At 65.9% G+C, this 14,310-nt stretch carries 13 protein-coding genes; 12 read left to right on the top strand and 1 reads right to left on the bottom strand.

What is annotated here, in order from left to right:
* Positions 1-17 precede the first annotated feature (17 nt).
* From ACX3O0_RS09660 to ACX3O0_RS09645, 4 genes are all read left to right on the top strand, one after another.
* Positions 18-2,108 (top strand): DNA polymerase III subunit gamma and tau, encoded by a 2,091-nt coding sequence (locus ACX3O0_RS09660; RefSeq protein ID WP_459107579.1) that lies wholly within the window; start codon positions 18-20, stop codon positions 2,106-2,108.
* Positions 2,109-2,111: 3 nt separating this feature from the next.
* The gene (recR, locus tag ACX3O0_RS09655) at positions 2,112-2,711 is read left to right on the top strand and encodes a recombination mediator RecR (protein ID WP_459088314.1); all 600 of its coding nucleotides are present in this window, start codon (positions 2,112-2,114) and stop codon (positions 2,709-2,711) included.
* A 101-nt stretch (positions 2,712-2,812) separates the two neighbouring features.
* Positions 2,813-4,078: an aspartate kinase gene (locus ACX3O0_RS09650; RefSeq protein ID WP_459088312.1), complete on the top strand. Its 1,266-nt coding sequence runs from the start codon at positions 2,813-2,815 to the stop codon at positions 4,076-4,078.
* Positions 4,075-5,127, top strand: a complete 1,053-nt coding sequence (locus ACX3O0_RS09645) for an aspartate-semialdehyde dehydrogenase (protein ID WP_459088310.1) — start codon at positions 4,075-4,077, stop codon at positions 5,125-5,127. The genes ACX3O0_RS09650 and ACX3O0_RS09645 overlap by 4 nt, the downstream gene beginning before the upstream one ends.
* Before the next feature lie 12 nt (positions 5,128-5,139).
* Here ACX3O0_RS09645 and ACX3O0_RS09640 read toward each other — a convergent pair whose 3' ends face one another.
* The gene (locus tag ACX3O0_RS09640) at positions 5,140-5,754 is read right to left on the bottom strand and encodes a MerR family transcriptional regulator (RefSeq protein WP_459107578.1); all 615 of its coding nucleotides are present in this window, start codon (positions 5,752-5,754) and stop codon (positions 5,140-5,142) included.
* 46 nt (positions 5,755-5,800) lie between these two features.
* Here ACX3O0_RS09640 and ACX3O0_RS09635 point away from each other — a divergent pair, with 46 nt between their 5' ends.
* The 8 genes from ACX3O0_RS09635 to ACX3O0_RS09600 all read left to right on the top strand — a co-directional run bounded on the left by ACX3O0_RS09635 (position 5,801) and on the right by ACX3O0_RS09600 (position 14,237).
* Positions 5,801-6,223, top strand: coding sequence for a hypothetical protein (locus ACX3O0_RS09635; protein WP_459088306.1), 423 nt, complete (start codon positions 5,801-5,803; stop codon positions 6,221-6,223).
* Between the two features lie 20 nt (positions 6,224-6,243).
* The gene (locus tag ACX3O0_RS09630) at positions 6,244-7,722 is read left to right on the top strand and encodes a malate:quinone oxidoreductase (protein ID WP_459107577.1); all 1,479 of its coding nucleotides are present in this window, start codon (positions 6,244-6,246) and stop codon (positions 7,720-7,722) included.
* A 218-nt stretch (positions 7,723-7,940) separates the two neighbouring features.
* Positions 7,941-9,269, top strand: coding sequence for a sensor histidine kinase (locus ACX3O0_RS09625; protein WP_459107576.1), 1,329 nt, complete (start codon positions 7,941-7,943; stop codon positions 9,267-9,269).
* Positions 9,266-10,429 carry a hypothetical protein gene (locus ACX3O0_RS09620; RefSeq protein ID WP_459088300.1) on the top strand — a complete coding sequence of 388 codons (1,164 nt, stop codon included), beginning with the start codon at positions 9,266-9,268 and terminating at the stop codon, positions 10,427-10,429. The genes ACX3O0_RS09625 and ACX3O0_RS09620 overlap by 4 nt, the downstream gene beginning before the upstream one ends.
* Positions 10,416-11,111, top strand: coding sequence for a DNA-binding response regulator (locus ACX3O0_RS09615; RefSeq protein ID WP_459088298.1), 696 nt, complete (start codon positions 10,416-10,418; stop codon positions 11,109-11,111). The genes ACX3O0_RS09620 and ACX3O0_RS09615 overlap by 14 nt, the downstream gene beginning before the upstream one ends.
* A complete protein-coding gene (locus ACX3O0_RS09610; RefSeq protein ID WP_459107575.1) occupies positions 11,111-11,776 on the top strand; it encodes a thymidine kinase in 666 nt (221 codons plus the stop codon). Before ACX3O0_RS09615 ends, ACX3O0_RS09610 begins: the two co-directional genes overlap by 1 nt.
* Positions 11,776-12,792, top strand: coding sequence for a UDP-glucose 4-epimerase GalE (galE, locus tag ACX3O0_RS09605; protein ID WP_459107574.1), 1,017 nt, complete (start codon positions 11,776-11,778; stop codon positions 12,790-12,792). The genes ACX3O0_RS09610 and galE overlap by 1 nt, the downstream gene beginning before the upstream one ends.
* Positions 12,792-14,237, top strand: a complete 1,446-nt coding sequence (locus tag ACX3O0_RS09600) for a glycosyltransferase (RefSeq protein WP_459107573.1) — start codon at positions 12,792-12,794, stop codon at positions 14,235-14,237. The genes galE and ACX3O0_RS09600 overlap by 1 nt, the downstream gene beginning before the upstream one ends.
* Positions 14,238-14,310 lie beyond the last annotated feature (73 nt).

Here is a 14,310-nt window from a genome sequence, read left to right as displayed (position 1 = left end):
CCGACTATCCTGAGGGGGTGGTTACCGCCCTGTATCGCCGTTATCGGCCAGAGAACTTTTCCGAGCTGATCGGGCAGGCTCAGGTGACCGATCCGCTGATGACGGCCTTGCGCACCAACCGGGTCAACCATGCCTACCTGTTCAGCGGGCCACGCGGATGCGGCAAGACGACGTCCGCACGCATCCTCGCCCGCTGCCTCAACTGTGCGGAAGGCCCGACCGACACCCCGTGCGGTGTCTGCCCGAGTTGCGTCGAGTTGAGTCGCGACGGCGGCGGATCCCTCGACGTCGTCGAGATCGACGCGGCCAGCCACAACGGTGTCGACGACGCCCGCGACCTGCGCGAGCGCGCCGTGTTCGCGCCGGCCCGCGATCGCTACAAGATCTTCATCCTCGACGAGGCGCACATGGTGACGCCGCAGGGGTTCAACGCCCTGCTGAAGATCGTCGAAGAGCCGCCGGAGCACATCAAGTTCATCTTCGCAACGACCGAACCCGAAAAGGTGATCGGCACCATCCGGTCGCGCACGCACCACTATCCGTTCCGGCTGGTGCCGCCCGCCCAGATGCTCGAGTACGTGACCCAGCTCTCCGAGAGCGAGAAAGTCGAAGTCGAGGCCGGCGTGCTGCCGCTCGTCGTTCGTGCCGGGGGCGGCTCCGTGCGCGACACCCTGTCGCTCCTCGACCAGCTGATCGCCGGCTCCGACAGCGCGAAGGTGCTGTACGAGCGCGCCGTCGCGCTGCTCGGTTACACGCACGGCTCGCTGCTCAGCGAGGTCATCGATGCGATCGCCGCTCGGGACGCCGCTGCCGCCTTCTCCTCGGTCGACCGCGTCATCCAGACCGGTCAGGACCCACGCCGTTTCGTCGAAGACCTGCTCGAGCGCCTCCGCGACCTGGTCATCGTGGCGGCATTCCCGCAAGGTGCAAGCTCGCAGGCGGCGGCTGTGCTGCGCGGCGTGCAGCAGGACGAACTCGACCAGATGGCGCAGCAGGCGGCCAGGTTCGGCTCCGCGGAGCTCAGCAGGGCAGCGGATGTCATCGGTGCGGCCCTCACGGACATGACCGGCGCGACGTCCCCCCGACTGCACCTCGAACTCATGATCGCCCGCATCCTGGTTCCGGCATCCGACGAGAGTGAGCGAGGCACCCTGGCTCGCGTGGAGCGGCTCGAACGCCGGGTCGGGGTTGAGGGTGCTGCGGCGGCTCCGGCAGTTCCCGCAGTTCCCGCAGCTCCCGCAGTGAGTACACCCGCCGCTGCAATGCCAGCGGAAACAGCGCCAACGAGACCCGCGCCTTCGAAGCCGGCGCCCGCAACTGAGGTTCCTGCGTTGAAGACGGAAGCTCCGTTGCCACCAGCGGATGCCCGTACGCCCGCCGCTGAACCAGTTCCTGCTGCCGCTGAGAAGCCGATCCCCGTCGCAGCACCGACCCAGGCCGTTCCGGTCACGCTGCAACAGGTGAAGGATTCCTGGCCGCAGATCCTCGAGACCCTTGAGAAGTTGAAGCGCAGCGCGTGGATGGTGCTGGCCACCGCCCAGGTGCGCGACCTCCGCGACGGGAAGATCCTGGTGCTCACGCTGCCGAGCCAGCGCGATGTGGACGACCTGAAGGACCGCTCCAACCCGGGCAAGGGCACAGCCGACTTCCTCAAGAAGGCCGTTGCCGAAATTCTCGGCTTCACGCCGCTGCTCCTCGCGAGCGTCGATGCCGGAGCGACCGCACCCGCCGCCCCTGCGCAAGTGGCCACGACGCCTCAGTCGACTGCGACACCGGCGACGGATGCTGCCGGCTGGGCCACCGTCGCCATCCCCGGCTCCGAGCCGCGGGACGAGGACGCCCCGCCACCGGACGAACCGCCGGCCGAAGAGCCACCGGCAGCACGGAACAGCGCTGCGCCCGCAACAGACGCACCGGCCCAGAGCGCACCGCAGAGTTCACCGCAAGGCAGTAAGTCGAACAAGACAAGCAGCCGCCCGCCGCAGGCATCGAGCGGTGGCGGGGGATCCCGCGCACGGTACGGCGAAGCTGTCGTCCGCGAGATCCTCGGGGCGAGCTTCATCGAGGAGCAGCCGCACAGCCCTCGGGTGATTCCGGGAGCGAACTAAGCCGTGTACGAGGGAATCATCCAGGAGCTCATCGATGAGCTGGGGCGCCTGCCCGGCATCGGGCCCAAGTCGGCGCAGCGCATCGCGTTCCATATTCTTCAAACGGAATCCTTCGACGTCTCGCGGCTTGCCGCGGTACTGACCGAGGTACGCGAGAAGGTGCGTTTCTGCGAAATCTGCGGAAACGTCAGCGAACAGGACACCTGTGCCGTGTGCCGCGATCCGCGGCGCTCTCCTGCAACTATTTGTGTTGTCGAAGAGGCCAAAGACGTTGTCGCCATCGAACGCACCCGGGAGTTCCGCGGCCTGTACCACGTGCTCGGCGGCGCCATCAGCCCCATCGACGGGATCGGACCGGACGATCTGCGCATCCGCCAATTGATGCAGAGACTCGCCGATGGCACGGTGACGGAGGTCATCATCGCCACCGACCCGAACCTCGAGGGGGAGGCGACAGCCACCTACCTTTCCCGGCTGCTCATGCACCTGGAACTGCGGGTCACCCGCCTGGCGTCCGGGCTTCCGGTGGGCGGCGACCTCGAGTATGCGGATGAGGTCACCCTCGGCCGTGCCTTCGAGGGCAGGCGACTCGTTGAGGGCTGACACGTAACCAGCGCACGGCAGCCGGTAGAATCGGTTTCTCGACCGCTACCAATGACCAGCTGGCGATCGGATCACCCTTTCACTAGTGCTGGGAGTTTCGCGTGGCCCTGATCGTGCAGAAGTACGGTGGCTCATCCGTAGCGGATGCGGAGAGCATCAAGCGGGTGGCCGCGCGCATCGTGGAGACGCACCGCGCGGGCAACGAGGTCGTAGTCGTGGTCTCGGCCATGGGCGATACCACCGACGAACTGCTCGACCTGGCGCACGGTGTCACCGAAACCCCGACCGGTCGCGAGCTCGACATGCTGCTGACCGCTGGCGAACGCATTTCGATGGCGCTCCTGGCGATGGCGATCAAGCGTCTGGGCGATGAGGCCCGCTCCTACACCGGCAGCCAGGCCGGCATGATCACCGACGAAAAGCACGGCAGCGCGCGCATCGTCGAGGTGACGCCGGGACGCGTCCGCGCGGCGCTCGACCACGGAGCGGTGGCGATCGTCGCCGGCTTCCAGGGGTTCAACCGCATCACGGGCGACATCACCACGCTCGGTCGCGGCGGATCGGACACCACCGCGGTGGCGCTGGCCGCAGCGCTGGGGGCGGATGTCTGCGAGATCTACACGGATGTCGATGGCATCTACACAGCGGACCCCCGAGTCGTTCCGACGGCCCGTAAAGTCGATGTCGTCACCAGCGAAGAGATGCTGGAGTTGGCGGCAGCCGGTGCCAAGGTCCTTTATATTCGCGCAGTGGAATATGCGAGGAGGCACGGTGTCGTGCTCCACGTCCGCTCGTCGTTCAGTCATAACGAGGGAACCCTCGTCGTCAGCTCAAGGGATGGAGACCCCATGGAAGAACCGATGATCACGGGCATCGCGGCCGACCTGAGTGAAGACAAGATCACCGTCGCCGGAGTGCCGGACATTCCAGGCAAGGCGGCCCAGATCTTCACCATCGTGGCGAAGACGAATGCCAACATCGACATGATCGTGCAGAACGTGTCCAGTGCCGCCACCGGCAGGACCGACATCTCGTTCACGCTCCCGCAGTTCCAGTCGCAGGCGGCGCTCGACGCGCTGAACGGCGCCAAGGAGCAGATCGGTTTCGAGACCCTCATCCACGACGACCAGATCGGCAAGCTGGCCCTGGTGGGGGCGGGCATGCGCACCAACACCGGTGTCTCAGCGAAGCTGTTCACGGCACTGTATGAGGCGGGCATCAACATCGAGATGATCTCCACCAGCGAGATCCGCATCAGCGTTGTCATGCGGTCCGACATCATCAACGAGGCCGTGCGTATCGTCCACAAGGCGTTCGACCTGGACGCCGATATCGAGGCCGTCGTCTACGCAGGGACCGGACGATGACCCCCGGCGTGAACATCGGCGTGGTCGGCGCGACCGGTCAGGTCGGCATGGTGGTGCGCCGGCTGCTGGAGGAGCGCGACTTCCCGGTGGCAAGCATCCGCTTCTTCGCGTCTGCGCGGTCGGCCGGTTCGACGCTGCCGTGGAAGGGCGAAGAGATCGTCATCGAAGACGCCTCGACTGCCGATCCGAGCGGCCTGGACATGGCCATCTTCTCGGCTGGGGCGACGACGTCGAAGGCGCAGGCCCCGCGATTCGCCGCTGCCGGAGTCACCGTGATCGACAACTCGTCCGGCTTCCGGATGGACCCCGACGTGCCACTCGTGGTCAGCGAGGTCAACCCGCACGCCATCGATCAGGCGGTCAAGGGGATCATCGCGAACCCGAACTGCACCACCATGGCCGCCATGCCGGTGTTGAAGGCGCTCCACGCCGAGGCGGGCCTGACCCGGTTGATCGTCAGCACCTACCAGGCGGTGTCCGGCGCGGGGCTGGCAGGTGGCGAGGAACTGCTGTCGCAGACCAGGGCGGCTGTCGAGCAGGATGCCATCGGCCTGGTTCACGACGGTTCGGCCGTCACCATGCCTGCGCCCGAGAAGTTCGTAGCACCGATCGCCTTCGATGTCATTCCGCTCGCCGGGTCCATCGTCGACGACGGTATGAACGAGACCGACGAGGAGAAGAAGCTGCGCAACGAGAGCCGCAAGATCCTTGAGCTTCCGGGCCTGCTGGTGAGCGGCACCTGTGTGCGCGTTCCGGTGTTCACAGGGCACTCACTGTCGATCAACGCCGAGTTCTCGTCGCCGCTGTCTGCGGCGCGCGCGACGGAGTTGCTGGCGGATGCTCCCGGCGTCTCGCTGGCGGACGTCCCGACTCCGCTGGAGGCAGCCGGGAAGGATCCGAGCTTCGTCGGGCGCATCCGCCAGGACGAGGGTGTTCCGGATGGTCGCGGGCTGGCGCTGTTCATCAGCAACGACAACCTCCGCAAGGGCGCCGCGCTCAACGCTGTGCAGATTGCCGAGATCGTGGCGGCGCGAGTGCTCGCCGCGTAGCAGCGCTCCGAGTCAGCTTGCCCCGAACCGCCGCGCCGCCAGATCCTGGTGGGCGAGCCGGCGCATCGCCAGGATGACCGGCTCGTAGAGGGCGGTTCCCAGCACTGAGTGCTCGACGGCGTCGAGCACGCTGCTGGTCGGCACCTGGTCGATGTCGAGTTCGGCGATGCCCATGATGTGACGACCGTAGCCGAGCAGCCGCTCGTCGCTCATCGGCAGCCCGACCGCTTCGGCCGCTGCCAGCGCACGCTCGAATTGGGCGACCGCCGCGTACTCCGGGTCGTACACCTGACCGAGTTTCTCCAGCGCCGCTTTCGCCCGCGGGTACTCCGCGTCCTCGTTCGCCTCGGCGTAGGGAGGCAGTGCTGCGACGGCCTTGCCGAGGGTGTCGAAGAGATGGGGTTGCGGATGCTCGATCAGGCCGATCACGATGCCGGCCTTCTGCAGGGGGAGGCCGGCGACATCCGTCAGCGCCCGGATCAGGTGGAGCCGGCGCAGGTGCTCATCGCCGTAGTCGGCTTGCGTGGCGCTGGTCGTCGCCCCGGACATCAGCAACCCCTCCCGGATGTAGTACTTGATTGTCGCGAGCGGTACGCCGGAGCGCCTCACCAGTTCTGAAATGCGCATGACACCCCTTGACACTAGATATGAAAACTATCTAATATTAGACACTATGACTATCCAACCACAGACTCTCATCACCATCGGCATCCTGCTCCTCGCCCTGGTCACGGTCGAATCGGGCGGCTACTTCCTCACCAAGGTGGTGCGCGGGCACGTTCCGACCAACGCCCTGCAGAAGAACTTCTACCGCGCCGGACACGCGCACGCGGCGGTGCTCCTCATCCTCGGCATCGTCATCCTCATGGTGATCGACCAGACAGCACTGAGCGGACTCTGGCAGTTCGCCGCCCGCAACCTCGTGCTCATCTCGGCCATCCTGATGCCGGCCGGCTTCTTCCTCTCTGTGATCGGCAAGGACCCACAGAAGCCCAACCGGCTCATCATCCTGCTCTGGCTCGGCGCGGCCACCCTGACGGTCGGACTGCTGGCCTCGGGGCTCGGCATCCTGGTCGCGGGCATCGACGCCCTCTAGCCTCGCCTAAACTGGTGGGTGTGAGTTCATCTACCGCACCCATTGACGTCGCCCTGATCGGTGGGGGCATCATGAGTGCCACCCTGGGTGCCATCATCAAGCAGCTGCAGCCGGACTGGTCGATCCAGATCTTCGAGACGCTGTCGGATGTCGCGCTGGAGAGCTCGAACCCGTGGAACAACGCCGGCACAGGCCACTCGGCGCTCTGCGAACTGAACTATACGAAAGAGCAGCCGGACGGCACCTTCGACATCTCGAGCGCGGTCACCGTCAACGAGCAGTTCCAGGTCTCCCGCCAATTCTGGGCGCACCTGGTGAGCGCCGGCGTCATCCCCGACCCGCAGAGTTTCATCACCCCCGTGCCGCACATGAGCTTCGTCTGGGGAGACGAGAATGTCGACTACCTGCGCCGTCGCTATGACGCGTTGAAAGATCATCCACTGTTCGCCGGCCTCGAGTTCAGCGATGACCCGAAGGTCATCCGCTCCTGGACACCGGTTCTGCTGCCGGGACGCAAGAAGGCCCAGAAGATCGCAGCCACGCGGATGACCGCAGGCACCGACATCGACTTCGGCGCCCTGACCCGCAACCTCGTCTCCTACCTGACTGACAACGGCGTGAAGCTGAAGACCGAGCACAAGGTGGTCGGCCTCGCCAGGGAGCGCTCCGGCCTGTGGCGCATCAAGGCCCGCCACACGGTTGGCCACACTCCGGCGATCTACCGCGCCCGCTTCGTCTTCGTTGGCGCCGGTGGTGGCGCGCTCAGCCTGCTGCAGAAATCCGGCATCAAGGAGATCCGCGGCTACGCGGGTTTCCCGATCAGTGGCCAGTTCCTCCGCACCGACAACCCGGCGGTCGTTGCCAGGCACACGGCGAAGGTCTACGGCAAGGCGTCGGTGGGTGCTCCCCCCATGTCGGTGCCGCACCTCGACACGCGTGTGGTCGACGGCAAGCCGAGCCTGATGTTCGGGCCGTACGCCGGGTTCAGCACCAAGTTCCTGAAGACCGGTTCCATCCTCGACCTGCCGTTCTCCATCCGGCCGGGCAACATCGTGACGATGCTCGCAGTTGCGAAAGACAACCTCGACCTGGTCAGCTACCTGGTCGGGGAGGTGCTGGCGACCCGCAGCAAGAAGCTGGATGCCCTGAAGGCGTTCATGCCGAATGCGAACCCCGACGACTGGTACCAGATCACCGCCGGACAACGCGTGCAGGTGATGAAGAAGGATGCAGCCAAGGGTGGCGTGCTTCAGTTCGGGACCGAGGTGGTGGCATCCGCTGATGGCAGCATCGCCGGCCTTCTCGGAGCGTCCCCGGGCGCCTCGACCGCGGTGCCGATCATGCTGGCCCTGATCGAGCGGTGCTTCCCGGAGCAGATCGAATCGTGGCGTCCGAAGATCTCGAAGATGATCCCGACGTACGGCACTCGCCTGTCTGACAACCCCAAGCTCGCCGCGAAGCTCCTCTCGAGCACGGCGAAGTCTCTCGCAATCGGCTAGTAATCCACAAGGGATCCCCCGGGCGGCCGGCTTTTCGCTAGGCTCTGGTGCGACATCTCACGGCAGGACACGCCGAAAAGCTGAATCCCGCTGTTTCGGGGTACAAGATGTCGAGAACGCCCGATCTAACTCTCGAATACCCGCGAATTCGGGGTACGTCGATGAGCGATTGTCCTGTCATACTCAATCCAGTTACCCGAGCTGGAGAGGTGGAGTACTTGTCACTCGGTCTACCCAGCCACCTGGCACGCGTCACGCTGTCGATCGCCTTCCAGAAGGCGTTCCACGCGGTCGCATTCGCCTCTTTGCTGTGCGCCGGACTGGTCGTGGTCGCCTACATGGCGGACCGGCCGGATCTGACGCTCTGGCCGGCGCTGGCTGCCGTGGTCGGCATGGCGATCGCGCTGTGGCTCAACGACCGGTTCGAGTCGGTGCTCTTCGACGTCAGTTATGTGGCGGTTGGCGCGGCAGGGATCTACTGGTACTGCATGACCTTCTATACGCAGCTGCCGGATGCCGTCGCCGCCGACACAGTGTGGCTCGCCTTGCCGAAAATCGCCCTGGTCATGGTCGCCGGCGCCGGAGTCAGCGCCTGGTCGGCGATCGCCTGGGCGGTCACCGGGTACGCCACGGCAGAAACGCTCGCCCTGGTCTCGGCCGCACAGGCCGGTGCACGCACCGGGCTGGACAGCTACACCTTCACCGCCACCGTGATTGCGCTGGTGGCGATTGTGTTGTCCGTCTTCTCCCGGTCCCGGGCCCGCAAGGCGCAGCCGTTGCTTCACCGGGCGGCCCGCGACGAACGCATTGCCGCGCTCCGGTCCGGCATGGAGTTGAAGGCGGCCGCGCTGTTGCACGACACAGTGCTCAGCCACCTGGCAGCGATCGCGAACACGCCGAAAACGGAGCTGACGCCGGAACTGGCCGAACAGATCCGCCGCGACCTGGAGGTACTCGTCGGGGAGGAGTGGCTGCGCGAGGTCGAGCAACCTGCACCAGCCGCCGCCGACTGGCGGAAGTCACCGCTGTTCCTCGCGGTCCAGGATGCGAAGCTCCAGGGTCTCGTGGTGGACGGAACCGGCGACATCGCCGCGGTGTCGCGCCTCGACCGCGCGCGCTCCAACGCGCTCGGGCTTGCCGCCAAGCAGTGCCTGGCCAACGTCATCAAGCACTCAGGAACGATGAAGGCTGAAATCGCGGTGTACGGTTCCGACGCCGAAGTCTCGGTCATGATCGTTGATGAGGGCCGGGGTTTCGAGGTGACCGCGGTTGGGTCGGACCGGCTCGGGCTGCGGGCATCCGTTCGCCGGCGCATCGAGACCGTAGGCGGAACGGTGCAGGTGTGGTCGACGCCAGGCAACGGAACCTCCGTGCTCATCCGCGTGCCGGTCGCTGCGCCGAAGCCGGGAGCCGCCGCACCGGTCGCAGACGGCGCGGGCGATGTCGTCCCGCTCACAGACGGCGCGGGCGATGTCGTCCCGCTCGCAGACGGCGCGGACGATGTCGTCTCGCTCGATACGGCAGAGCCCGCCGAGGAACGCGGATGAGCACTCAGGAGCGAAGCCGGCAGCAACTCGACCCGATCGGCACTTTCGGCAATAACCTGGCGACCGCCCTGTTCACCATGAGCGCGTTCGCTATCGCCGCCACGATGGTTTCCAACGGCTTCGACCGGATAAGCACCCCGCCACTGGCGATAGTCGCCCTGCTGCTGCTCGGGGTGAGCTGCACCCACCTGGTATTCGCCTCCAACCCGATCCGTGCACCGTTCACCAGGCGAACCATGACGATCATCCTGCTCACCTGCCTCCTCGCCTGCGGGTTCGAGCTCGCGTCGGAGTGGGACGAAGCGCGCACCGTGAACGGATGGGGACCCATCGCGCTCGGGCTCCTGCTGCTTGCCATGGGACCGTATCGGCCGGCCCGGGAACTCGTGGCGGCCGGATCCATCGCTGCGACCTTCTTCGGGTTCCTGACCGTCGTGCACTCCGGCTCGTCCGATGGGCGGGCTCCGGTGCTCGCCATGGTCGCGGTGACGATCATGCCGATTCTCGCCTTCGCGTTCGCTGCGGCGGCCCATTCGAAGGCCGTCGTTGACGGGTTGGAGCGCTGGCAGCGCAAGCTGATGAGACCCGGCCGGGTCGTGTCGAGGGACGATGAGGACGGCATCGCCCGCTCGGTGCAGCAAGACCGCGTGACCATCCTGAACCGCGAGGTGCTGCCCTTCTTCCTGGAGATCATCGAGAAACCGGCGGTCTCCAATGGGGACCGCGAACGCGCCCGCGACATTGCATCCTCGATCAGGAAGGTCATGGTCGCCGAGGTCGACCGCAGCTGGCTGGAGCACGCCGTCGACCAATTGACAGCATCCGACCGGGTCGGTGGAGGGGTGAGCGCAGAACCGCTGGTGCGCGACGACGATCACGTCGCCAACCAGATGTCGTACGACCAGCGCACAGCGCTCCGCGCCTTCATCGTTGCCCTCCACGAAGGCTCTGCGCACCGGGCCGGTTTCATGAAGATCGAGCTGTTCCGGGACGGCGCGGTGTTCCGAGCGGTCATGATCGCCGAGCTGGAGATTGCCGACTACGCCATCAGATCGCGCTTCGCACCGTACTTCGCGGTACTCCGTGTGATGTTCACCGACCTGCGCCTCGAGTACCTGCACGGGGTGCTCACACTAAGCTTTTCGTATGAGCAGCGCTAACGAGAGCGACGGGACACCCGCATCGGGCGATCACGCCCTGGCCCGACGGGTCAGGCTTGCCCTGTTGGACGACCACGAAGTGCTGCTTGACAGCCTCAGCAGCTGGATCAACGCGAACGCCACCGACTTCGACCTGGTGCTCAGTGCGCACACCTGGCTCCAGCTCGTGCACAGCGACCAATTCCCGACCGACCTGGTCTTCATCGACTTCCAGTTGAAGGAGCCGGTGTCGATCGAGGCACGGGTTCGCACCTGCCGTGCGGCCGGCGCGAAGGTCATCGTGCTGACCAGCCTCGACACCCGGGAGGCGAGGGAGCGGGCACTGGATGCCGGTGCCGCCGCATTCCTGTCGAAATCGCTGCCGATGCACGAGGTCATGGATACCGCACGCAGCGTCATGGGCGTCGAGCGCAGCGGTCACCTGCAGAAGGACTGGCGACCACTTCCGGTCGGTGCGACCAACCACTCGCGCCCCAAGCTGAGCAACGGCGAGGTGGAGGCGTTCAAGCTCTATGTCTCCGGCTACAGCACCACTGAGGTGGCCAACCAGATGAACGTCCAGTATGAGACCGCGAAAACCTACCTTCGCCGCGTGCGTGAGAAGTACGCCAAGGCGAATCGACCGGCCAGCAAGAAGGCGGAACTGATCCGCCGCGCTGCCGAGGATGGATACCTGCAGTAGTGGCCAAGCTTTATTTCCGGTACGGGGCGATGAACAGCGGCAAGAGCACGGCGATGCTCCAGGCCGCGTACAACTATGAGGAGCGCGGCCAGGAGGTGCTCCTGGTCAAGCCGCAGATCGACACCAGGGGTGACAGTGACATCGTGTCGCGCCTGGGCGTGCGGCGTCCGGTCGACTTCACGGTGGCACCGGATGAAGACATTTACTTCGCGTTCGAAACGCACCGGGCGAAGGTGAAGCAGCGCACCGGCAAGGATGTCAGCTGCCTGCTGGTGGACGAGGCGCAGTTCCTGACGGAGAGCCAGGTCGATGACCTGCTGCGGATCGCCATCCAGGAGGATGTTCCGGTGATCGCCTACGGCATCCGCACCGATTTCCAGACGGTCGCCTTCCCTGGAAGTCGGCGGTTGCTCGAGGTGTCGCACTCCCTGGAAGAGCTCAAGACGATCTGTCGCTGCGGTCGCAAGGCGGTCTTCAACGCCCGCACCATCGACGGGCAGTTCGTCTTCGATGGCGACCAGGTGGCTATCGATGGCGTTCACGTCGGCTACGAGTCGCTGTGCGGCGCATGCTATCTGGAGGAGAGCAACGGCGTGCTGAACAATGGTCGCCGGGCGAAGGCAGACTTCGTCTACGACTCGGCTCCCGACCCGGACTTCACCTGATGCGGGTACTCCTCACCGGGGGAGCCGGTTTCATCGGCAGTCACGTCGCGATCGAACTGGCGACGGCCGGCCATACCCCGATCATCGTCGACAACCTGGTCAACGCGAGCGAGGAAGCCGTGCGGCGCGTTCGCGAGTTGACCGGTTCGGAACTGCCATTCCACCCAGTCGACCTTCGCGATGAAGCCGGGCTCCGTGCGGTCTTCGAGACTGAGCACCCTGAGGCGGTCATTCACCTTGCCGGGTTGAAGGCGGTGGGCGACTCTGTTGCCAACCCCCTGGAGTACTACCGGGTCAACCTGGAATCCACGCTCACGCTCGCGACAGTGATGAGGGACCGCGGTGTGCGCAAGATCGTGTTCAGTTCGACCGCGACAGCGTACGGGACGAAGGTCGATCCTCCATTCGTGGAGTCAAACCCCGGCGGCCTGGACATCTCACACCCCTACGGCAAGACCAAGTACATGATCGAGCAGATCCTGCGTGACCTGTCGGTGGCGGATGACCGCCTCGAGGTAAGCCTGTTGCGCTACTTCAACCCGATTGGCGCCCACCCCAGTGGGCGCATCGGAGAAGACCCTGCCCAAAAGCCGAACAACCTGGCGCCGTTCATCCTGCAGGTCGCTGTCGGGCGCCGGGACCGCGTGCAGGTGTTCGGCAACGACTACCCAACCCCGGATGGCACAGGTCTTCGCGATTACATCCACGTCATGGACGTCGCGGTGGGGCATGTGGCAGCACTGGAACACCTGTCGCCCGGAGCGCGCCTCTACAACCTGGGATCGGGTACCGCGACATCCGTTCTTGAGCTCATTGCCGCCTACAGTCGTGCCGTCGGCCGGGAGATCCCGTTCGAAATCGTTGGTCGTCGCCCCGGCGACGACCCCGCAACCTTCGCCGACGCGTCCCTCGCCAAGCGCGAACTCGACTGGTCAGCGACCCGAACCATCGACGACGCCTGCGTCGACTCCTGGAACTGGCAGTCATCGAACCCGCACGGCTACGAAAAGCGCTGATGGGCATCCGCTTTCCGGGCGCCAACTACTTCATCGCGTCGAGCCGTCTTCGCCCCGGGATGGACGGTGGCTACACCGTCTCCACCCTGCGCCGCGCGCAACAGTTCGCCGAGCACGCCGGGGTGAACCCGGTGCTGCTGACTTTCGATTTCTGGCCAGACTACGACCGGGTGGTCGACGAGTTCACGGCCATCGGGTTGATGAGCGGAGACACCGTGGTGCGCAACCTGCTGCAGGATGCGCGCGAGACGCCGTCCTTCCTGCGCGCGCGGGCGGCCACCGGCGAGATTCCAGCATCCGAAGCCGGGAATGTGGTGCTCGGCGACCCGGAACTCGACTCGCAGGGGAGGCCCTGGCGGGTTATCGCGACGGATGCGCAGAGCGGCACCATCGTCCACACCGACTTCTTTGATGTGCGCGGTCGCGTCGTGCTGCGGGTGCCCTACGTCACCGGACGCGCCGACTGGCACCAGGCCCCCATCCGCATCGTCGTCTTCGGTGAGGACGGGAACCCGGCCGGCTCCCTCGACGGTTTCGGCGAGCTGTACCGCACCTGGATGCAGCATGTGATCGACACCAGCCCGGGTGGTCGGCCATCCGTGGTGGTGTGCGAGTCGCGGCAGGTGGGGGAGTTGCTCGTCGACCTCCCGGCCGACGAACTGCGGATCGTGCACACGGTGCACAACGCGCACACCTCCGCCCCGTACCAATGGGACTCCCCGGTCGACGGCCTGTGGGCCAGCTGGTTCGACGTGATCCACCGGTTCGAGGCCGTCATCTGGCTGACCGAGACGCAGCGGCGCGCGGTCGAACGGCGTTTCGGCGCGCGAGACAACTTCTGGGTGGTGCCGCACGCCGTCGACGTCGAGGCGCGCCCGGGGGTTCAGCGCGATCCCCACCTGGCTGTGATGATCGGCCGGCTGGTGCCGCTCAAACGGCTGGATCACGCCCTCAGAGCGCTTCACACGGTGTTGCAGGCGAACCCGGACGCTCGCCTCGCCCTCTACGGCGAAGGCCCGGATGAGCCGCGGTTGCGGGCGCTCGCCGAAGAGCTGGGCATCCAGGAGTCCGTCGAATTCCGCGGGCACCAGCCGAACGCCGCCGACGCGCTGAACGAGGCCGCCGCGCTGGTCCTCACCGGAACCTACGAGGGCCAGCCGCTGGTGATCCTGGAGGCCCTGGCCCGCGGATGCCCGGTGGTGGCCTACGACGTCAACTATGGTCCGTCCGACATGCTGGTAGACGGCGAGAACGGCATCCTGGTGCCGAACGCCGACGTCGACGCGCTGGCCGGTGCCATCGGGTCTGTGCTCGGGGACCCGGAGCGGGGGGCCGCGCTGTCGGTCGGCGCACTGGCATCCGCGCCCCAACACACGCCGGAGCACTCGATGCGGCGGATGGCGGAGTTGTTCTCGGCAGTCGTGTCGCAACCGCGTCGCCGTTGAGGCCGCGTCTGGGAATGGACGGCTTGCTCCTCAGCTCAGACATTGAGCGATTGGGGCGGACGAAAAAGCGTGT

Source organism: Homoserinimonas sp. A447 (assembly GCF_054489325.1).
This window is presented reverse-complemented; position numbering and strand designations above follow the sequence as displayed.

What these genes read in the sequence shown, in the direction of transcription:
- ACX3O0_RS09645 (WP_459088310.1), top strand. Translation starts at nt 4,075, where the DNA reads ATGACCCCCGGCGTGAACATCGGCGTGGTCGGCGCGACCGGTCAGGTC.
- ACX3O0_RS09620 (WP_459088300.1), top strand. Translation starts at nt 9,266, where the DNA reads ATGAGCACTCAGGAGCGAAGCCGGCAGCAACTCGACCCGATCGGCACT.
- ACX3O0_RS09600 (WP_459107573.1), top strand. Translation starts at nt 12,792, where the DNA reads ATGGGCATCCGCTTTCCGGGCGCCAACTACTTCATCGCGTCGAGCCGT.
- ACX3O0_RS09615 (WP_459088298.1), top strand. Translation starts at nt 10,416, where the DNA reads ATGAGCAGCGCTAACGAGAGCGACGGGACACCCGCATCGGGCGATCAC.
- galE (WP_459107574.1), top strand. Translation starts at nt 11,776, where the DNA reads ATGCGGGTACTCCTCACCGGGGGAGCCGGTTTCATCGGCAGTCACGTC.
- ACX3O0_RS09640 (WP_459107578.1), bottom strand. Translation starts at nt 5,754, where the DNA reads ATGCGCATTTCAGAACTGGTGAGGCGCTCCGGCGTACCGCTCGCGACA.
- ACX3O0_RS09635 (WP_459088306.1), top strand. Translation starts at nt 5,801, where the DNA reads ATGACTATCCAACCACAGACTCTCATCACCATCGGCATCCTGCTCCTC.